This is a genomic window from Dietzia sp. 2505 (genome assembly GCF_040546785.1).
Taxonomy (GTDB): Bacteria; Actinomycetota; Actinomycetes; order Mycobacteriales; family Mycobacteriaceae; genus Dietzia.
In genome coordinates, this window is the sequence record NZ_JBEPON010000005.1 from 216,038 (window position 1) to 234,457 (window position 18,420).

The 18,420-nt window shown below is 67.5% G+C and carries 17 protein-coding genes and 1 tRNA gene; 10 read left to right on the top strand and 8 right to left on the bottom strand.

Annotated elements, in window-relative coordinates; all coding sequences use genetic code 11:
* Positions 1–518 precede the first annotated feature (518 nt).
* Genes ABIE38_RS11720 through ABIE38_RS11730 form a run of 3 tightly spaced genes read right to left on the bottom strand, consistent with a single transcriptional unit; the run spans position 519 to position 1,286 of the window.
* Positions 519–644, bottom strand: a complete 126-nt coding sequence (locus ABIE38_RS11720) for a hypothetical protein (RefSeq protein ID WP_354056440.1) — start codon at positions 642–644, stop codon at positions 519–521.
* Position 645: 1 nt separating this feature from the next.
* Positions 646–1,026, bottom strand: a complete 381-nt coding sequence (locus ABIE38_RS11725) for an ATP-binding protein (protein ID WP_354056441.1) — start codon at positions 1,024–1,026, stop codon at positions 646–648.
* Positions 1,023–1,286, bottom strand: coding sequence for an ATP-binding protein (locus ABIE38_RS11730; protein ID WP_354056443.1), 264 nt, complete (start codon positions 1,284–1,286; stop codon positions 1,023–1,025). The genes ABIE38_RS11725 and ABIE38_RS11730 overlap by 4 nt, the downstream gene beginning before the upstream one ends.
* A gap of 222 nt (positions 1,287–1,508) precedes the next feature.
* Between ABIE38_RS11730 and ABIE38_RS11735 the strand changes: the two genes are divergently transcribed.
* Positions 1,509–1,697, top strand: coding sequence for a hypothetical protein (locus ABIE38_RS11735; protein WP_354056445.1), 189 nt, complete (start codon positions 1,509–1,511; stop codon positions 1,695–1,697).
* Between the two features lie 34 nt (positions 1,698–1,731).
* Here the strand turns inward: ABIE38_RS11735 and ABIE38_RS11740 are convergent, their stop codons facing one another.
* Positions 1,732–2,550 (bottom strand): hypothetical protein, encoded by an 819-nt coding sequence (locus tag ABIE38_RS11740; RefSeq protein WP_354056447.1) that lies wholly within the window; start codon positions 2,548–2,550, stop codon positions 1,732–1,734.
* On the opposite strand from ABIE38_RS11740, the gene ABIE38_RS11745 reads away from it, so the two are divergent.
* Positions 2,543–4,195, top strand: a complete 1,653-nt coding sequence (locus ABIE38_RS11745; protein WP_354056448.1) for a hypothetical protein — start codon at positions 2,543–2,545, stop codon at positions 4,193–4,195. The genes ABIE38_RS11740 and ABIE38_RS11745 overlap by 8 nt on opposite strands.
* A gap of 244 nt (positions 4,196–4,439) precedes the next feature.
* Here ABIE38_RS11745 and ABIE38_RS18120 read toward each other — a convergent pair whose 3' ends face one another.
* On the bottom strand, positions 4,440–4,865 hold the full coding sequence (locus tag ABIE38_RS18120; protein WP_502914777.1) for a hypothetical protein: 426 nt from the start codon (positions 4,863–4,865) through the stop codon (positions 4,440–4,442).
* Here ABIE38_RS18120 and ABIE38_RS11750 point away from each other — a divergent pair.
* Positions 4,829–4,902, top strand: a tRNA-Met gene (locus tag ABIE38_RS11750). The two genes, ABIE38_RS18120 and ABIE38_RS11750, sit on opposite strands and share 37 nt — an antisense overlap.
* Before the next feature lie 185 nt (positions 4,903–5,087).
* On the opposite strand, the gene ABIE38_RS18125 is transcribed toward ABIE38_RS11750, so the two are convergent.
* On the bottom strand, positions 5,088–5,318 hold the full coding sequence (locus ABIE38_RS18125; RefSeq protein ID WP_502914773.1) for a hypothetical protein: 231 nt from the start codon (positions 5,316–5,318) through the stop codon (positions 5,088–5,090).
* 224 nt (positions 5,319–5,542) lie between these two features.
* Here ABIE38_RS18125 and ABIE38_RS11755 point away from each other — a divergent pair, with 224 nt between their 5' ends.
* Entirely contained in the window at positions 5,543–6,739 is a 1,197-nt protein-coding gene (locus ABIE38_RS11755) for a methyltransferase (protein WP_354056450.1), read from the top strand.
* Positions 6,740–6,768: 29 nt separating this feature from the next.
* Here ABIE38_RS11755 and ABIE38_RS11760 read toward each other — a convergent pair whose 3' ends face one another.
* A complete protein-coding gene (locus tag ABIE38_RS11760) occupies positions 6,769–7,050 on the bottom strand; it encodes a hypothetical protein (RefSeq protein WP_354056452.1) in 282 nt (93 codons plus the stop codon).
* A gap of 152 nt (positions 7,051–7,202) precedes the next feature.
* Here ABIE38_RS11760 and ABIE38_RS11765 point away from each other — a divergent pair, with 152 nt between their 5' ends.
* Positions 7,203–8,570: a cytochrome P450 gene (locus ABIE38_RS11765; protein WP_354056454.1), complete on the top strand. Its 1,368-nt coding sequence runs from the start codon at positions 7,203–7,205 to the stop codon at positions 8,568–8,570.
* Here the strand turns inward: ABIE38_RS11765 and ABIE38_RS11770 are convergent.
* A complete protein-coding gene (locus tag ABIE38_RS11770) occupies positions 8,551–11,595 on the bottom strand; it encodes an AMP-binding protein (RefSeq protein ID WP_354056456.1) in 3,045 nt (1,014 codons plus the stop codon). The genes ABIE38_RS11765 and ABIE38_RS11770 overlap by 20 nt on opposite strands.
* 66 nt (positions 11,596–11,661) lie before the next feature.
* Here ABIE38_RS11770 and ABIE38_RS11775 point away from each other — a divergent pair, with 66 nt between their 5' ends.
* From ABIE38_RS11775 to ABIE38_RS11795, 5 genes are all read left to right on the top strand, one after another.
* Positions 11,662–12,360: a hypothetical protein gene (locus ABIE38_RS11775; protein WP_354056458.1), complete on the top strand. Its 699-nt coding sequence runs from the start codon at positions 11,662–11,664 to the stop codon at positions 12,358–12,360.
* A gap of 197 nt (positions 12,361–12,557) precedes the next feature.
* Positions 12,558–13,826 carry an alpha/beta hydrolase family protein gene (locus ABIE38_RS11780; RefSeq protein ID WP_354056460.1) on the top strand — a complete coding sequence of 423 codons (1,269 nt, stop codon included), beginning with the start codon at positions 12,558–12,560 and terminating at the stop codon, positions 13,824–13,826.
* Between the two features lie 153 nt (positions 13,827–13,979).
* Positions 13,980–15,278 (top strand): ATP-grasp domain-containing protein, encoded by a 1,299-nt coding sequence (locus ABIE38_RS11785; protein ID WP_354056462.1) that lies wholly within the window; start codon positions 13,980–13,982, stop codon positions 15,276–15,278.
* 77 nt (positions 15,279–15,355) lie between these two features.
* A complete protein-coding gene (locus ABIE38_RS11790; RefSeq protein WP_354056464.1) occupies positions 15,356–17,344 on the top strand; it encodes a hypothetical protein in 1,989 nt (662 codons plus the stop codon).
* Positions 17,345–17,404: 60 nt separating this feature from the next.
* Positions 17,405–18,340: a helix-turn-helix domain-containing protein gene (locus tag ABIE38_RS11795; RefSeq protein WP_354056466.1), complete on the top strand. Its 936-nt coding sequence runs from the start codon at positions 17,405–17,407 to the stop codon at positions 18,338–18,340.
* Positions 18,341–18,420 lie beyond the last annotated feature (80 nt).

Genomic DNA, 18,420 nt, shown 5'->3' on the forward strand with positions numbered 1-18,420 from the left:
GTCCGCCACCATCACCACTGACCGGGCCCGCCGGGATCAGTTCCTGAATGCTCGAGCTTGATCACGGCCCGCGGAAGAACGGAGGTGAACGGCGTCTCGGGTTCGTGGAGCACGCGTCCCACGGTCTTCACCCGCGCGAGTGCCTCGCTCGCCGCGAGGTCGTTACGGTCGGCGTCGTAGTAGTCGAACCAGGAGGTTTAGTGCTGAACGTATTGCTCGCGGTCGGTCGGCGTCGGCGGCGACCCCCCCGTCGGTGATCGCCGTCCATTGCGCAGCGGAACACAGATGGATGAACACCCGCCACGGTCGCTCTTCGTCGTAAACGGAGAGGGGTCGCTCGTCCGCATAGATTCCTTGGCGCATGCGCCCACCGGCCCCGAGCCCCATCGCGGCATCTGCTGCTCCCGCGGGCGGTTGGCAGATAGTGCTTGTCGGTACCGCGGGTCCGGTGAGTTGGTGCTGCTGTTCCGGCGACTCGGAACCGGCCCGTGTGTGAGGCGGGCCGGCACCGTCGGGGGTTATTTCCAGTAGCCGTTGGTGGCGCGGGCTTGGGCGTCGCGTTGGGTGCGCATGTCGACTTCGCCGAGGTTGATGTCGCGAGCGTTGTTGGCCAGGCGGTTGACGATCGAGTCGGCGGCGACCATGTCAGGTAGGTGCCTCGAGCCAGTACGCCGGTCGGGATTGGGAGGCGATCATTGTCGGCAGTCGGTGCTCCCGGTTGGCCAGGACGGCGAACAGGTCGTTGGCGGCTTCGGGGTCGATGCCTATGGTGAGGAAGTCGTCGGTGATTAGCAGCTCCACGCCCGACAGGTCGTAGAGCATTTTCTGGTGGCGGATGCCGTCGCCTCGGGCGATGACCAGCCGGCGGGCGAGTTCGTCCATGCGGGCGTAGGTGACGGTGTGCCCGTTCCGGCAGGCGGCGATCTTAATGGCGCAGGCCAGGTAGGTTTTTCCCCCGCCGGCCGGTGAGATCACCAGCAGGTTGGTCGGGTCTTGGCGCCGGTGGTGCCCGGCGTAGCGTTTCATCCGCACCGGGGTGATCCCGCGCCTTCCTGGTAGTTGATTTCGGAGATCGAGGCCTGCGGGATGGGGAACTTGGCGGCGCGGATCTGTTTGTCGATCCGGTGGGCTTGGCGTTGGTCGAGGGCGTCTTCGACGGCGGTGAGGAAGATCTGCTCCGGGGTGAGCTCGTCGTTGGCCTCGTCGCTGATGAGCTCCTCGAATCGGGTGGCCACGTGGGTGATGCGCAGATTGCGGAACTTCTGGTGATCGATCTCGGTGAACATCACACGCCCTCCCCGCTGCGGCCGCGGGTGTAGTGGTCGGCCGACCGGACTTGGATCGCGCACCAGCGGTCGACACCGCATCAACCACGGCGGCCATCGGCAGCTGAACGCCGTGATCTACCGCACCGTGATCGTCCGGATCAGGTTCCACGAGCCGACCATCGCCTACGTTGCCCGTCGTACCGCTGAAGGTAAGAGCAAGCGCGACATCACCCGATGGAGGTGGTCGACACCTCCGTGCTGACCGACCAGGTCGTCGTCGACCCCGCACGCCTGGCCTCCCGCATCCGGGCGCTGATCCCGGTGCGCGGCACCGCCCGCCTGGAGGACATCGTCACCGTGTACCCCTGCAGCACGGGTCGGCCGAGCTCGTCGGCTACCTGGCGCTCAAGGACCACGACCTCGAGGTGACCACCAACGAGCACTAAGAGACCGTGATACTGGTCTAGGAAATCGGCGGAACCAGCCCGTCCCGAACTGCCTTGGTCAGTCGCACGTACTCGCCCGTGTCGGGATCGCGGATCCAGATCCGCGGGCCGGCCTTTGGAAGACCCCGGGAGGCGAGGACGGTGGCGTCGGGGCGGTACCAGTTGGTGAACGGGATGTCGCTGACGACGTGGACGAGATCCGGCCGCGCGGCGGGCGGGACCGAGGCCAGAGCGCCACCGATGTCGGCGGCGGTGATGGGGTCTGAGCCCCGTAGGCTCACCGCGACGACGGCGACTGAACCCCTGGCACCACGCGCCTCGTACGGCACTGCCAGATCCACCTCCGGTAGGTCCCCGAGTGCGTCGGCGACCTGGATCGGATACACGGGCCCGTGCGCGGTGTGGGCAACCGCGCTCACCGCCCCGAGTATCCAGAAGACGCCATCACGGTCGCGCTCGAACACGTCATTGGTCGATACCCAGGTGTCGCCCGGGCGGAACACCCCACGGAGTTGGCGGACGGAGGCGTCCACCCGGAGGCGGGGCCGGGTGAAGAGCATTCCGGGCGCGTCGACCTCGCAGAAAATGGCGAAGCCGTCGGGGCCGGCGGCGATCGCGCCGAAGTCGGGATCCACGTTGACGAGCCTGATCTCGGACGTTCCACGTAGCTGACGGCCGCGGCCGCCCGGCATGGAGGTCGAAAGGTTGGCCAGGACCACGTCGGCCTCGGTACCTGCGCAGAACTCCAGGAACCGCGTGCCCGGGTAGCGGTCCAGAACCCGCCGCCAGAGTCCGCGGGGCATACCCGAACCCATTTGACGCAACTCCGTGAACATCGATGAATCCTTAGGGAAGATAGGGCATCGCGACATTCCGTGGCGACACCTCATCGATGAAGGAGCCCGTATGGCCGTCATTTATCGCGCGGTGTGGACCGACAAGGCAGGCAGTGAAGCCTTCGAACGGCTAAAGGAGTGTGCCGCCTCGTGGGCGCAAGACACTACCGAGCCGATTCCTCTTGTAGAAGGAAAGTCGCAGCTGAAAATATCCCAAGGTCGTCAGCGGGATATCCGCTATCGACAAATCGATAACGGAGCTTTTGAACTTCAATCGAGCGACTACAAGCCGGGCGAAGCAACCGTCTGGACAACCGTGATCCAAGTTGTGTTGGACGACTCGGCTCTTCACTCCCTTGTTGAGAATCGTATGGAGTCAGACGACCTAACCCTTCGTGTATCGGTAGGCCGCCCAAGAGTGGTGCGAGAGATGCTACAGGCTGCGTTCATGCCCAAGACTGGGCCCAGTCGGCTCCTATCCGAGCCGCAAGCAATACCGGCGGAGGGCATCGATATACTGACCGACCTTCTGGCTGATCCAGCCAGGACGCTCCCCATAATCGTTTGCTCTGAACCGGGCGGGGAACACGATGGTTCTTGGTTGAAGTGGGCCAACAAAATTGCCTCGCGCTCTGAGGGGGTTGCACTCGTGATCACTCTTGACAGTCAAGCCGTCACTGCCTTCCGGGCTTCTTTAGGCGACTTGGCAATCTGGGGCGGAGGTATTCGAATCTATGTTCCGACCATTGTGCCAGCTGATTCGGACGGTTGGCGCCATAGGTATTATCTGCGTTCTAGGTTAGAGCAGAGTAATCACACGACGATTGATCGGATTGTCTACTCTGTGGCTCAGCTATCCACCCGACGACGAATTCCCGAAGCATTTGCAGTATTTCACGAGTCGGCAGGGCTGTCTCGTGACGCTCTTGATGGGATGATTCCTCTAGCCGAACTCGAAACCTCCCGGGAGCAGTGGGAATTCGAACTGGAACTTGCTCTCGCTGAAGTGAGCGAACTTGAGAAGGAAATTGCCAAAGCTACGGGTCATCTCGCGCGACTTAAAGAGGAGCTTGTGGCACGGGGATTAAGCGAGCTCCTCTGGGGAACGCAACACGAAATCGATGCGGGAGTCCCCGATGAAGTGCAAGACACGTCGGAGGCGGTGTTGGCTGCTCAGACTTACTTGTCGAATTGGCTCGGGATCCCAGACTCCGCGCCACGAGAACTTGAGGACATCGATACTGCCTCAAGTTCATTCGCGTGGGGGAACAACTGTTGGCGCGGACTGCGGGCACTTGCTGCTTATGCCGAAGACCGCGCCAACGGCTGGGGCGGGGGAGGATTTTGGGAATGGTGTGCTGGCGGGCCGCTCCTCGGATGGCCGGCCACCTCGAAAAAGCTGTCGATGACAGAGAGTCAATCCGTTCAAACCAGTGAGAAGCTTAGAAGGGCGAGAGTGTTCCCGGTAGATACCGCCGTCAATTCATCGGGGCGGGTCCAAATGCTGGCGCATCTCAAAATTGCCGAAGGAGGCGGCAACCTGGCTCCGCGCGTGTACTTCCACGACGACACGGGCGGCGTTACGGGAAAGGTACATATCGGGCTTGTTGGCCCTCACCATTTAGTGCCGAATAAGTCTGGATAACGACTTACATTCGATTGGTTACCTTGGTGCTTGATGCACTCGCCACAATGAGGGCACCATCGGAATCCGCGTAAGCGATGGCGCTCTAATCGGGTTCGATCGTGTTGAGCACTTCCCGCATTCGGCTGGTCCGCGCCTCGGACACGCTCGAGACGAACTCCGAGAAACTGTCCGGGCTGTCGAGGGAGGAGACCTCGTCGTCATCACTGGCCTCGTCCCAGTAGTCCACAATGCGCCCGCCCGATCAACGGTGCCGACGTCGGTACGACACGCCCCTCGGGTCGGCGAGCGACGCTGCGAAGAACGGCTCGACAGCCGGGGAGCGCCAGTCCACGAGGAGGGTACTGCCGGCAGCGTCGGTGAGGCCAATGCGGCCCATGTAAACCGGCGCGGACTCGCGTGTATCGGAGAAGAAGTGGGGACCGGTCGCGGTGTATTCGCAGGTGCGCACGTCTAGCCCGAAACGGCGCCGCGTAGCGAACTCGGCGACGAGGCGGGAGGCGGATATCGGCACCGCGCTGTTGGGTATGCGCGGGGTATCGGTGAAGATGGCTCGGTCCCCAAGACACGCAGCTACTCGACCAACAATTTGGACCTTGGGGCGGCCACACGTACTGTCGGTGAGGCAATCGACGCGGGGTGGAGCAGCTCGGTAGCTCGCTGGGCTCATAACCCAGAGGTCGCAGGTTCAAATCCTGTCCCCGCTACAAAGTCACTCAAGCCCGGTTTCCTGTTAGGGAGCCGGGTTTGAGTGCTTTCCGCGCCCAGGGTGTGCCATCCTCGACCCGGTGGAGGGCCACCACCGTCTTGCCGGTGTCGGGGCAGCCGTCCACGATAAACGAGCCCCGGGAATCGGCGCGGATGATGGCGTCCGGATCGGCCTGGATAGTGGTCAGGACATCCGCCTTCGGCCAGTCCGTGCCTCGGACAAGCTCGAGACGAACGCTAAGTGATCGTCTGGACTAACGCGGGCGGTGACCTCGTCGTCGTCACCAAGGACCTCATCCCAGTAGTCCACGATGCGCCCGCCCGACCCCCGGTACCGCCGGCGATACGTCACGCCACTCGCATCGGCGAGCGTCGCGGCGAAGAACGGCTCGGCGACCGGCCTGCGCCAGTCCATGAGGAGGGAAGCGCCGCCGAGTCGGTGAGGCCGATGCGGCCCACGCACACAGGCGTGGTCTCGACTCGGTGGCGGCGGGGTCAGCGGTGTGCACCGGGTAATCCCTGAACGGCGCTACTCTCGTCTCGTCGCCGTGTCGCGTATCCGTGCTTTCGCCAAGCCGGCGAGAGCGCGCCAGTTCGAAGGATTAACTTGCTCTCTTACGCCCATCCCCTGGACGCGCCATGACCAAAGTCAGGTGGAACGAGAGCGGCACCCGGCGCATCGGGTTCTGGCGCTCCGAGAACGCCGCACCGGCGCCCACTGGAATCGTCGTTATCACCGACGACATCTCCGCGGACAAGGCTCTCCGAATCACCCAAAGGGGTTCAAGCCTGCTGTGGCGGGGAGACTTCCAGAACGCCCGTCAGCTGATGCGCGCCCTCGACCGTCGCCTTGAGAAGCGGGCGTCGCGGGCGCCGCAAGCCACCGACCCCGGCGAGGTCTTCTTCGACAACCGGAAAGCGCGCGCCCAGCGTGCGGCGATTCTGGGCAAGATCCTCATCCCACTGGAGCCTGACTACACAGTTCGATTGCGCCGAGCGCCCGACGCCCGCGACGCTTGCGCGCACGCCTACGGGCAACCGGTCGACCAGCCCGCCGACGAGACGAGCGATGCCGTCGGCGAGGAGACTCTCGTCTCGCTGCCCGAGCTCCTCGGCGTGATCAGCGCCTACGAGTGGCACCGCACAGGCATCGAGGTCGGCGCCCTGGGGGCTCGGATTCATCCTGCCTACGGCGTCTTCGCCCCCACCCGCGACGAGTACATCGACCTGGTCGCCGACGCTCCCCGGCCGCAGGGAATCGACCGTCCCGTCGTGTGGGACATCGGCACCGGGACCGGCGTGCTCGCGTCCGTCCTGGCCCGGCGCGGAGCCCGGGAGGTGGTGGCGACCGACATCAATCCGCGGGCGGTTCAGTGCGCCCGGGACAACGTGACTCGGCTGGGGCTCGCGGACCGCGTCACGGTAGTAGAGGCCGACCTGTGGCCCTATGACGACGACGAGGATGGCGACTCCGGGCGGGCCGACGTGGTCGTGTGCAACCCGCCCTGGATCCCCGGCCGCCCGACCTCGGCTCTGGAGCAGGGGATCTACGACCCTGACTCCGACGTGCTGCACCGCTTCCTCAGCGGGCTCGCGGAACACCTCACACCGCAGGGCGAAGGATGGCTGATCCTGTCCGATCTCGCCGAACACCTGGGACTGCGCACCCGAAATGACCTACTCGACCGTATCGACGCGGCCGGGCTGACCGTGGTCGGGACCAGCGAGACCTCACCACGCCATTCCCGCGCCGCAGACGGTGCTGATCCGCTGCACGCGGCGCGGTCGAAGGAGCGCACCATCCTGTGGCGGGTGGGCGCGAGGCCGAGCACCTAGAGGCTGAGTACTTAGCGGAGGCGGAGCCCCTAGCGGGGCCGGCGCCCGCCGAATGCCCAGACGAGGGCATGCACTGCGAGCAACGGGGCGATGAGCACCAGCGCGCCCCAGCCCGTGGTGGCGACGGGCATCCAGTCGTCCCAGGATGCGCGCATGGCGCCGAGAAAGTCCCCGCGCTCGGACTCGGCAGGGTCAGGCGAATCGTGCCCGGCGTCGACATCCGGGTAGTCGCCGAAGAGCCCTGCCACGTCCGCACCGTTCGCCGTGACATGGAAGTCGGCGGGGCGAGGGGACTGCGGTGCGGAGTGCATGCCCGGGATTCGACGCCGGGGCCGCGGCGGATTGGGTGTGGTGCCGGGAGGCAGGGGAAGACCTCGTCGTCGTCGCATTTTCCGCGCCACCACCGCATTTCCGGCACGTAGGCTGGGCGGCGCCCCGCACGTCACCCGAGGCCGAGGATGCCATGGACAGCATGACGGACAGGCCGGTTCCCGCCTCTCCCGGAGGAAGCTCGACCGGCGACTACCGCGCACCCCTGCTCCCGCCCGGGCCCTCGCTGCCCAGGGCGATCCAGGGCGCGGGCTTCGGCATCGCCCGGCGCAGAGTGCTCCAGCGCCTGCAGGCGAGGTACGGCAACGCCGTCACCGTGCACCTGCCCATCTACGGGCGCGCGGTGCTGATCTCCGACCCCGCGCTGGCCAGGGAGCTGTTCACCGCCCCGCAGCAGGCGCTGACCAACATCGACCCCAATCTTGGTCGGGTCCTGGGGGAGCAGTCGATGTTCGCGCTCGAGGGCACCGACCACCGACGGCGCCGCAAGCTGCTCACCCCACCTCTGCACGGCAGGTGCATCACGGGCTACGAGGCTGTCGTCGAGGAGGAGACCCGGCGCGAACTCGACTCGTGGATCGTCGGCCGACCGTTCGCCTCCATGCCGTCGATGACGCGCATCACGCTGGACATCATCATCCGGACGGTGTTCGGCGCCCGGGACGACGAGCTGGTCACGTTGCGCCGCGTCATCCCGCCCATGGTGGAGGCCGGCTCGGCGGTGGTCATCACCCCGGAACTGCCGGAGCGCGTGGGGCCGGTGCGCGTGGGCGCGGTGGGCCCGCGCGCTCGGTTCGCCCGCTACAAGAAGGTGTACGACGACGCGATCAACGCGCTCATCGCCCGGGGCCGCCGCGACGACCGGCTCGACGAGCGCGACGACATCCTGGCGATGATGCTGCAGAGCACCTACGACGACGCCTCGTCCATGACGGACCGGGAGATCCGCGACGAGCTCACCGCACTGCTCGTGGCAGGACACGAGACCACCGCGACGACGCTCGCCTGGGCCCTGGAGCGGCTCAGCCGGAACCCCGCGGTGCTGGACCAGCTGGTCGCCGAGGTCGACGCCGGGGGGACCGACTACAGGCACGCGACGATCCTGGAGGTGCAGCGCAGCCGGCCGGTCATCGACCTCGCCGGACGCAACGTGCAGGCTCCGCACCTCGACCTGGGTCCGTGGCGCATCCCGCGCGGGTACAACGTGATGGTCGCGATCTCGCTGCTGCACGACGACAGCGTCCATTTTGCCGAGCCCGAGCGCTTCGACCCGACCCGCTTCCTCGACACCACGCCACCGCCGGCATGGCTGCCGTTCGGCGGCGGGACCCGGCGATGCATCGGCGCAGCCTTCGCGACCATGGAGATGGACGTCGTGCTGCGCACCCTGCTGAGCATGTACGAGATCGTCCCGACCACCGAGCGGGACGAGAAGTGGCACTCCCGCGGCGTCGCGTTCGCACCTCACCGAGGAGGGCGGATCACCGTCCGCCGTCGGTGACGGTCGACGGGACCAGCCCGTCTCGCACCGCCTTGGTCAGCCGTACGTACTCGCCTGATCCGGGATCACGGATCCAGGTCCGCGGGCCGGCCTTGGGCAGGCCCCGGGTGGCGAGCCTGGTGGCGTCCGGCCTGTACCAGTTGGTCACCGGGATGTCGTCGACCACGTGGACGATGTCCGGTCGTCCGGCGGAGGGGACCGAGACCAGTGCGCCACCGACGTCGGCCGCGGTGATCGCCGTGGAGCCCCACTTGCTCACGGCGGCGACGGCAACCAGACCCGTGGCAACGGGCACGCCGTAGACCACGGCGAGATCGACCTCGGGCAGGTCCCCGAGCGCGTCGGCGACCTTGATCGGAAACACCGGGCCGTGCGCCGTGCGGACCACCGTGCTCGCCGGACCGAGCATCCAGAAGTCACCGTCCCGGTCACGCTCGAACACGTCGTCGGTGGACACCCATGTGTCGCCCCGCCGGAACACCCCGCGCAGCCGGCGAACTGAGGCGTCCACCCGGAGGCGGGGCCGGGCGAGAAGCACCCCGGGCGCACCGACCTCGCTCGGTACGGCGTACCCGCCGGGGCCGGTCCTGATTGAGCCGGAGTCCGGGTCGACCGCGACGAGCCGTACCTCGGCGGTGCCGGGCAGCGGACGGCCGCGAGCACCCTGCTTGGATGTCGAGAGATTGGCCAGAACCACATCGACCTCGGTGCCGGCGTAGAGCTCGAGGACCCGAGTCCCCGGGTAGCGGTCCAGGACCCGTCGCCACACCCCGCGGGGCATCCCCGATCCCATGAAGAGGGCGATCTTCGGGAGGGTCTCCCGTGGATTGACCGGCTGCCGGACCAGCTCGCGCATCATCGCCCACGTGTAGGACACGACCGTCACCCCGTAGCGGCGGATCTCCTCGTCAAAGGTCGCCGGGTCGAAACCGCGTGACAGTGCGATCCGGGCCCCGCCGGCCACGGCCCCGCCGACGGCGGTGAGCAGACCGGACGGGTGATGGAGTGGACTGAGGCAGTAGACGGTCGACGCGGCGGTCAGGCGCGCGGCGCTGGCAGTGCCGAACGCGGAGAGGGCCCACCGGTGGTTGGTGACGAGTTTGGTCTGCCATGAGCCTGAGGTGCGGGTGAAGACGACAAAAGCGAGGTCGCCGGCGCGGCCGGGGTCAGGTCGGTACCAGCGGGGTAGCTCGACCGCATCGGGATCGATTCGCTCGAGGTCGACGACCCCCTCGCCGAGGTCCCCGGGGAGGTCGCGGTCCGCGCCGCCGCCGCCGAGGACGAGCGCCCGCGCCCCGGCATCGGTGACCTTGGCGGCGTGCTCCGGGTCGACGACGACCTCGGACACAGAGCTGAGCTGCAGCAGCTCGGACAGATCCTGGGACGGAGGCAGCAGCACGGCCACGGCGCCGAGACGCGACAGTGCGGCGATCGCGACCAGCGCGGAGGGCCGGGTCTCCATGACCACGCCGATGTGGTCGCCCTGGCGCACCCCGACCTCGATGAGTCCCCTCACCACGTTCGTGATCCGGGTGTCGACGGCCGAGTACGTGTGGACGCGGTCGGCGAACAGGAAGCACGCGTCATCAGGCTGTGTCCGCGCACGCTCGGCCATGATCTTGGCGAACGAGATGCGTGTTCCGGTCTGGATCTGCCCCAGCCGCATCAGGCGCGGCGCGGCGTGCAGCGCCTCATATCCCAGGGCCCGCGTCATCTGCAGTGCGCTCAGCGCGAGGTGACCGGTACCGCGCACCATGCCGACTCCGACCCCGGCGACCTGGTTCACCCCCTCCGCCGCGAGCATCACCGCCGTGGTCGGGGACGGGTCACCAGCGGAGTCGGGGCCGACCTCGGCGATGCCCTCCGGGCGTTCTCCGGTGCCTTCGATCCACCCGATCCAGTCGGCGACGGCGGGCCACGTCAGCGAGGAGGCGGTCGAACCGACGACGAGTCCGAAGTGCCCGGCACGGACCGGGAACTCGTAGACCTCGGCCGCGGGGGCGACGGCCGCGATCTTGCGGACGCCCGCCGGTACGCCGATCTCGTCGACCTCCCCGAGCACTGCCAATACGGGACAGGTGATATCGGCCAGTGCGACGACGTGATCTCCGACGACGAAGCCGCCGACCATCATCCGGTTCTGGATGATCACCTGCTGCATCATGTCGACGATCGCCGGTCCGGACCAGGCGACGAACCCCTCGCCGCCGATGAAGCGGCGCTGTCGCTCGTGGCCGAGGAGCGCCTCGCGGTTGTGGAGTTGGCGGAAGAAGTCCATCTGCGACCGAGCGGTCTTGAGTGGATCGAGCAGGCGGAACGCTGTCGAGGCCAACCACCCGGGCAGCGGGCGATCGCTGAAGACGTAGTCGGCGACGAAGCGCGCAACGCTGACGACCACCTCCTCGGGTATGCCGAGCGGGGCGTTGCCGCGCCAGTCGACGGGGGAGCCGAACGTCACGATGCTCTCCAGGTCGCGCGAGCGGCGGTAGGCCGCGGCCTGATAGCAGAACATGCCGCCCTGGCTGTACCCGCCGAGATGCACTGAACGACCCGTGGCCGCGGTGACCAGATCGACGACCTCACTCACCGCGACGACGTGGTCGGTGAGGGTGCGTTCGAGTCCACCGTCCTCGATGTCCGGGGACCCGAAGTCGATCACCCACGGATCCATACCGGCCTCGTGCAGTGCCGCCACTGCGCTCGTCGACGGGGAGACGTCCCAGATGTCCGCCGAGATCATCATGGGCGGCACGAGCACGATCGGCGGGCGCGACCCCGCGTCCATAACAACCCCGTCCACCTCAACCCCGTCCACATCAACGCCGTCGCGTCTGTGCCCGGCGCCCCCCGCCACCGGTCCGTAGTAGCGACGCAGCCGGTACATCGGGCGACGGGTGACGATCTCGAACGGCGAGGGCTCCTCGTCGGTCTGTAGGCCGCCGAAGCGCAGGACTTCGATCGCGTTGACGACGAATGACGTGGCGGTGGTGAGTGCGGCGGCGAGGGTGTCGGGGCGAGGGGTCATGGTGGTTGTGAGACTAGGGCGCGTGATCGGGTCGGCGTAGGCGGTTTCTGATAGTAGTTTCACCGCATGGACGCTGCCCCGAACGGAACCGCCGCCGAACGGCGTGGGGCCCCAGAGCAGGATGGTGGAAAGCGCCCGAACCGGTTCGCCGGTGCTGCCGCGCACGGTGCGACATGGGGTGTGGCCTTTGTGACCCTGCGGATATTCGCGGTATCCGGTTACGACTGGTCCACGGCATTCCTCGTCAGCACCACCCTCGGGCTCAACGACTCGTTCGCCCTTCTCTTCGGCTCACTCATCGCCGAGCACACGCTCACCGCGGTCCTGTTGATCGGTGTTCTCCCGCTACTGATCGCCGGGGCCCTGTGGGGCCCGCGTGAACACCGGACGGTGGTCCTCCTCCTGTCCGTACTGGGAGTGGTCGTGTCGGTGGCTCTCACATCGAGCTTCGGCATCTGGTGGCTCCCCGCCGGGGCAGCGGCGGTGTTCGCGGTGATCGCGGCGATCCGATGCCTGCCACCGCAGCGTCCGCTGAGGCACGCGCTGGCTTCCGCCATGGCGCGGGTCGGCTGGGTGGCGGGGGTCGGTCTCCTGCTCCTCGCTGCCCTCGGCCAGACACCCTGGGTCCCACACGAGGCGATCGAGACGACCAACGGCACCGTGTCCGGGTATGTCCTGAGCATCGAGCCCGGATTCTTGAACGTGCTCACCGAAGAGCGGGAGTTCACGATTGTGGTCAGCGGAGACGTGCTGTCGAGAGGGTGAGGAACTCGAGTGGGGGCCAGACCCGGGACGAACGCCGAGTGGTCGTCATCGGACGGGTAAGGGGCGACCTCGTCGTCGTCACCAAGGTTGTCGCCCCGAAAGGCGATCCAGGTCTATTGCCGTTCCCCACACACTGAGCGATGGTGGTGGTGGCGACTTGGACCAGGGGCGACCACCAGGGACGACGAGGTGTGGACATGGCCACGAACACTTCATCGGATGCGACAACCCGCGCCGTGGACGGAAGTGGAAGCCCCGGCGAGCCCACTCTGACCGGGCTGGCCTTCTCGGACAGTGGATTCGACGGCCAGTTCCTCCGCGTGCTGGACACCGTAGCGATGGGCGGAGCCGACGTCGGAGAGGCGTTCATCACCGCCCGCAGGATCCCCGAGGGGGACAGAGACGCCTGGCACGTCGAGTGGAACGCGCTCGGCGAACGGATTCTCGCGGAGGCCGAGAAGAGTCTTGCCGCCGACCACCGGGTGAGCGCACGTGAGGGGTTCCTCCGCGCGGCGACGTACTTCCGTATCTCCGGGGTCTTCATGTACGCGCCCCCGATGGATCCCCGGTTCGTCGCGGCTAACGCTCGTCAACGCGATGCCTTCCGCCGAGCGATCGAGCTGATGGATCATCCCTTCCAGCAGGTCACGATCCCGTACGAGGGAACCGAACTCGACGGCTACGTCGCGACCCCACCCGGACCGGGGCCGTTCCCCACCGTGATCCTGGTGGGCGGGTACGACGGCACGATGGAGGAGACGTACGTCGCCGGCGGCGTCGCGGCATTGCGGCGCGGATACGCCGTCCTCATGATGGACGGCCCGGGCCAGGGCGCCGCACTGGTCGACCGCGACCTGCACTTCCGACACGACTGGGAAGCGGTCGTCACCGCTCAGGTCGACTGGCTGGTCGCCCGTCCCGAGGTCGACGCCTCCCGGATAGCGGCGATGGGCCGCAGCTGGGGCGGCCACCTCGCGCCCCGCGCTGCCACAGCAGAGCACCGCCTCGCCGCCGTGATCGCCGACGCCCCGCAGTACGCACCGGGAGCCCATGCCTCGCTGCTCCTCCCGGAGGAGTACCGCGGCGACCTGGAGACCGGGGAGGCCGACGATCAGCTCAACGAGGTGGTCCGCGCCGGGATGGAGCAGTCGCCCGGACTGGCATTCTCCGTGGGGCGAGGGATGCTCACGCACGGATGCCCGACTCCGGTCGACTACCTGCGCGAATTGAAGTCGTTCACACTGGACGGCCTCGCCGACCGCATCGACTGCCCCGTGCTGCTCACCATCGGCCAGAACGACCCGCGCATCGTCGACGCGCACAGTCTCTTCGACGCCCTCACCGCGCCCAAGACGATGATCGAGTTCACCAACGCGGAAGGTGCCGGTGAACACGACGAAGCGGGGGCGGCAGCGCTGTTCAGTCAGCGCGCATTCGACTGGCTCGACACGGTGCTCGGACGGTAGGACCGGCGGTCTGCCGGATGAGTCGCCGATGGTGCGGTACCCGGCCCCACGCCGTCTCACCTGGGCGGCTGGTGACTCCGGGCACGTCCCGCGCCCTCTTGGGTAGGTTGGTGGCCCACCAGCCCGCGCCCCAACCCAGGAGGCAATTCCAGCGTGCAGATCTCCACAGCAGACACGACCACCACTGCGGCGGACAGGAGTTCGCTCGCGACCCAGGACGGGAACCAGTCGCGGCGCGACCCCTCTAAGGGGTACGTGGCGCTGCTCGGGTGGGCCCCCAACGCGGTCGACGCGGTGGACCGGTTCGACCGCCGCTACGTCGTGGTGGCCCCGGACTGGGCCGAAGACTACTGCCGGCAGCACAACATCCCGTTCGTCCCGTGGAACTTCGAGCGGCTCAACGACCGGTCCATGGAGATCGCCGAAACCCTCAAGGACATGGGCGTCGACGTGGCGATCCCACTGTTCGAGGAGACCGTGGAGTGGGCGGGCGCCATCAACTCCATGCTCATGGACAACCCCACGCTGTACGGTCAGTCGCTGCTACTGCGGGACAAGGCACTGATGAAGCGCCGCGCGCAGCTCGGCGGGATCCGAGTGGGGATCTTCGAGGAGGCCCACGAGCGCGACGACGTGATCCGCTTTCTCAAGCGCGTCAACCAGACCCTGCTCAAGTTGGACGGCGACCCCAACGACCCGATCCACCTCAAGGCCTTCGACAAGGCCGGCTGCCTGGGGCACCGCGTCATCCGCACCCCGGACGAGGTCGACACGATCCCCGACGAGGAGTTCCCGGTCCTCATGGAGTCTCACCTCGACGGCTGGGAGTTCGCGGTCGAGGCCTGGATCCACAACGGCAAGATCGTCTTTCTCAACATCTCGGAGTACGTGACCCTCGGCTACTCGGTGTTCGTGCCGGCCTCGCCGGAGCTGGAGCGCTACCGCCCGGAGATCACGCGGCAGATCGAGAAGCTGATCAAGACCTTCGACATCAAGTTCGGGTTCGTGCACCCTGAGTACTTCGTCACCAGCGACGGCGAGATGTACTTCGGCGAGGTGGCCTACCGCCCTCCGGGGTTCAAGGTCTTCGAGCTTCTCGAGCGCGCCTACGGCTTCAACGCCTACCAGGGCCTGGTGCTCGCGTTCGACCCCAAGACCACCGAGGAGGAGATCACGGCGTTCTTCCCGCGCGAGGTGGTCGACGCCACCGGGCACGCGGGCTGCTTCGGGGTCTACCCGCGGCGTCGTGTGGTCTCCACGCTCGAGATCCCCGAGGAGACCGAGGACCACGAGTACTTCGAGTCCCACGAGCTCACCGCACCCGTAGAGGAGACCGTCACCAAGCGGACCGCCTTCGGCACCCACTGGGGGCTGGTCTACTTCTTCGGCGATGACGCCTACGAGATGCGGACCCTCCTGGCGCGCCAGGAGGAGCTCGACTTCTACGTGTGACGGCCATCCGGTCCGACGAGGTGGGTACGGTACCGAAGGCGGGCACCCTCGCCCGTGGATCTGGAGAGTGAACCCAATTGGCTAACGACGAGCCCGGCGCGACGCGAGTACTCGACAAGCGGGTGGCCTCGCTCGTCGACGCGACCAGGGCCCTCGCCGACGCCGGGGACGTCGGCAAGTCCACGCCGAAGCGGCGCGTGCTCGACGGCCTTCGCCTGGTCCTGCTCCAGGACGGGGGCGCCCGGGCCGTGCAGTCGATGGCCCAGGAGCTCGAGTCCGCCGGACTGTACGAGGGGACGGACTGGGCGTCACCGAGCTCACTGGTCCCGGCCCTGAGCGCCGGGTCGCTCCGCAGCCCCAACGCGGACACGGCCGTGATGGAGATCGTCAGCGACCTCCGCCTGGTCGCGGTGGCCAAGGGCGAGTACGCGCACCCCGATGTGTCGGCGGAGGAGGCGTTCCAACACCTCAAGGAGGTGCTGGCCACCAACGCCTCGCTGTTGTTCACCGCGGCCACCGAGGCCGAGCGGGTGCAACAGGGCCGGATGGCCAAGGTGACCCGCACGTCACTGGCGCACATCGCCGGGGAGATCGGGTTCGACAGCGTCCTGGACCAGCTGGTCGAGGAGATCTGGCGGATCCTGCGCCAACGCCCGATCCAGGTCGATCACATCAAGCAGACCATCACCCAGATCGCCATCGCGCGCCACGACCCCGAGGTGGACACCAGCACCGGTGGGTTCGGCGTCGACCGACTGATCAGCAGCATCTTCGGCACCACCGAAGCGAGCCGGGAAGACCCCGGGGTGGACATCTACCGCTCCCGCCTGGAGTCGATGGACGAGGGGGCCCTGCAGTACGAGGCCGCCGGATTCGCGCGTTCGATGCACGACACTGGACTGGTCTCCGCCTACCACCCCGTCCTGCTGCGGTTCCTGCGCGAGAAGGGCAGCTTCCTGCTCAGCGAGGCGCTCGGACTGTCGAGCACCGGCCGCGAGAGCCTGCTGTGCTTCCACGGCCTCGTCGATGCGCTGATCGACGCGGCCGTTCACCCCGAGACCGCGCAGTCGGTCTACGGACTGGCGTTGCTGCTCGAGCGCGGGATCCTGTTCCAGCCGGCCGTCGCGCCCGCACTGTGGCGGCTGTTGGCCCTGCCCCTGTCGGACTACGCCAACGAGCGCCTGGCGCTCGCCTACGGCCCGGAGCATCCGGGGAGGATCTGGCTGCTGTCCGGGACGCTGTCCATGCTCGGTCAACCACTGGGCGTGGGGCAGGGCGACAACCCCACCTGCCAGTCCGCCCGCGCGCTGTCGATGTGGGCGTACAACGACCCCGACTACCTGCTGCAGACCATTGCGTGGGCGGCGCGGGACAACGAGGTGGTCATGCACTTCGAGGGCCGCCCCCTGTCCTCCCGCGAGCTCGAGGCGGGCCTGGCGGAGACGCTTCCCGTCGACCTGGACCCGGTGTCCCTGCTCGTCGTGCCCCACCTGGACCGGATCTATGCCGAGATGGGCCGGCTCTGCGCCGACCGCGAGGGCGACCCCCACCGCTGGGTCAACCCCGAGTTCCACGGCTGGTGGGCCGCCCGGGGCTTCCGCATCAACGTGGACGTGGAGTCCGGCAGGCTGACCGGGCTCGAGGACTTCCTCCGGCACTTCTACGGCAGCTACCACCCGTTCCACAACGGCAACCAGCCACTGATCCACCCGCAACCCGCCGGCGTGGCGGTGACCGACAGTTCCGCGCGGTTCGTGGGCTGGCACGCCATCACGATCCTGCGCGTGGCGCTCGACCCGGACGAGACCATGCGCGTCTACTTCTTCAACCCCAACAACGACAGCGGTCAGGACTGGGGCAACGGAGTGGTGGTGAGCACCGCTGGCAACGGCGAGCGCTTTGGCGAGTCGTCGCTGCCGTTCGAGGAGTTCGTCTCGCGGCTGTACATCTTCCACTTCGACACCCTCGAGCCCGGCGAGACGGGCTCGGTGACGGCGGAGGAGATCGCCCGGGTGACGGACCTGATCCACTCGAGCTGGGGCGCGGAGCGGTTGCCGGAGCTCTGAGCCCGCCTCGGGAGACGCCGTACCCGGGTCGGACGCCGCCCGATATGTGACCATTACCACATGGCCATCGCCCTGTCGCACGCTCCGAGTCGATCGGCCTTCGGCGCGGACACGCCCCAGAGCGCCGAAGTGGTCACCGGCTGGCACTACGGTTGGCGGGTGCGGCAGGGCACGGACTCCGATGCCTACCGCGTCCGGAGGTACGAGATCGCGGACACCGAGGTGGTCTACTGCGACGCCCCGCCTTGCTCCGGCACCCGGACCCGCGGAGACATCGACGGTGTCGATGACAGCAGGATCGGATTATTGATCGTGACGGCCGGCCGCGAACGGGTCGAGGTCGGGGGAGCGTCCGCCGAGATCGGACCCGGTCAGGCGTTCCTATGGGACACCCGCGCGCAGGGGACCTTCGTGTGCGAGGCCGGCCTGACCAAGTACACGGTGTTCTTCCCTCGGGCCGTGCTCGAGGGCTGGACCCCGTACCTGGCCGACCTGCTTGAGGCAGGGCCGCTCGCGCCCGCACGGACTCTCGCGATCAGGTCGTTGATCGGCGCGGTGGAGTCCACCTCGGATACCGATCTCGCCTCCCAGCCAGCCGCCCCACTCGCCTCGGCGATGCGGGAACTGCTCTACCTGGCCGTGGACGGCCACATTGTCACGCCGTCCGGCCACTCGTCCGAGCGGTGGCGCCGCGCGATCGACCTGGTGGAAAGCCGTCTGCCCGCCTCGACCACCGCCGAGGACGTGGCAGAGCACCTCCACGTTTCCGTGCGGGCGGTCTATCAGCTCTTCGCCGACCGGGGCACGACGCTCCGAAGTCACGTCCGCCGCCGGCGGCTGCACCGCGCCACGCGGGATCTGTCGGGCCACCCCGAGAGGTCGATCAGCCAGATCGCGGCGGGGTGGGGCTTTGCCGACCAGGCCTCGTTCACCAAGGCCTACCGCGCGGAGTTCGGAACGACGCCCGGCGCCTCGCGCAAGCGGCCGACGGTCTGATCAGCCCGGGGCGGCTGCAGTGGGGGACAACGGTCTCTGCAGCCACGGCCGTATCCACGGTGTGACGGCCGTCTCATACT

Excerpts from the sequence above, each read along its gene's own strand:
- ABIE38_RS11720 (WP_354056440.1), bottom strand. The coding sequence starts at position 644 with ATGGTCGCCGCCGACTCGATCGTCAACCGCCTGGCCAACAACGCTCGC.
- ABIE38_RS11725 (WP_354056441.1), bottom strand. The coding sequence starts at position 1,026 with ATGAAACGCTACGCCGGGCACCACCGGCGCCAAGACCCGACCAACCTG.
- ABIE38_RS11730 (WP_354056443.1), bottom strand. The coding sequence starts at position 1,286 with ATGTTCACCGAGATCGATCACCAGAAGTTCCGCAATCTGCGCATCACC.
- ABIE38_RS11740 (WP_354056447.1), bottom strand. The coding sequence starts at position 2,550 with ATGTTCACGGAGTTGCGTCAAATGGGTTCGGGTATGCCCCGCGGACTC.
- ABIE38_RS18120 (WP_502914777.1), bottom strand. The coding sequence starts at position 4,865 with ATGAGCCCAGCGAGCTACCGAGCTGCTCCACCCCGCGTCGATTGCCTC.
- ABIE38_RS18125 (WP_502914773.1), bottom strand. The coding sequence starts at position 5,318 with ATGGACTGGCGCAGGCCGGTCGCCGAGCCGTTCTTCGCCGCGACGCTC.
- ABIE38_RS11755 (WP_354056450.1), top strand. The coding sequence starts at position 5,543 with ATGACCAAAGTCAGGTGGAACGAGAGCGGCACCCGGCGCATCGGGTTC.
- ABIE38_RS11760 (WP_354056452.1), bottom strand. The coding sequence starts at position 7,050 with ATGCACTCCGCACCGCAGTCCCCTCGCCCCGCCGACTTCCATGTCACG.
- ABIE38_RS11765 (WP_354056454.1), top strand. The coding sequence starts at position 7,203 with ATGGACAGCATGACGGACAGGCCGGTTCCCGCCTCTCCCGGAGGAAGC.
- ABIE38_RS11770 (WP_354056456.1), bottom strand. The coding sequence starts at position 11,595 with ATGACCCCTCGCCCCGACACCCTCGCCGCCGCACTCACCACCGCCACG.
- ABIE38_RS11775 (WP_354056458.1), top strand. The coding sequence starts at position 11,662 with ATGGACGCTGCCCCGAACGGAACCGCCGCCGAACGGCGTGGGGCCCCA.
- ABIE38_RS11780 (WP_354056460.1), top strand. The coding sequence starts at position 12,558 with ATGGCCACGAACACTTCATCGGATGCGACAACCCGCGCCGTGGACGGA.
- ABIE38_RS11795 (WP_354056466.1), top strand. The coding sequence starts at position 17,405 with ATGGCCATCGCCCTGTCGCACGCTCCGAGTCGATCGGCCTTCGGCGCG.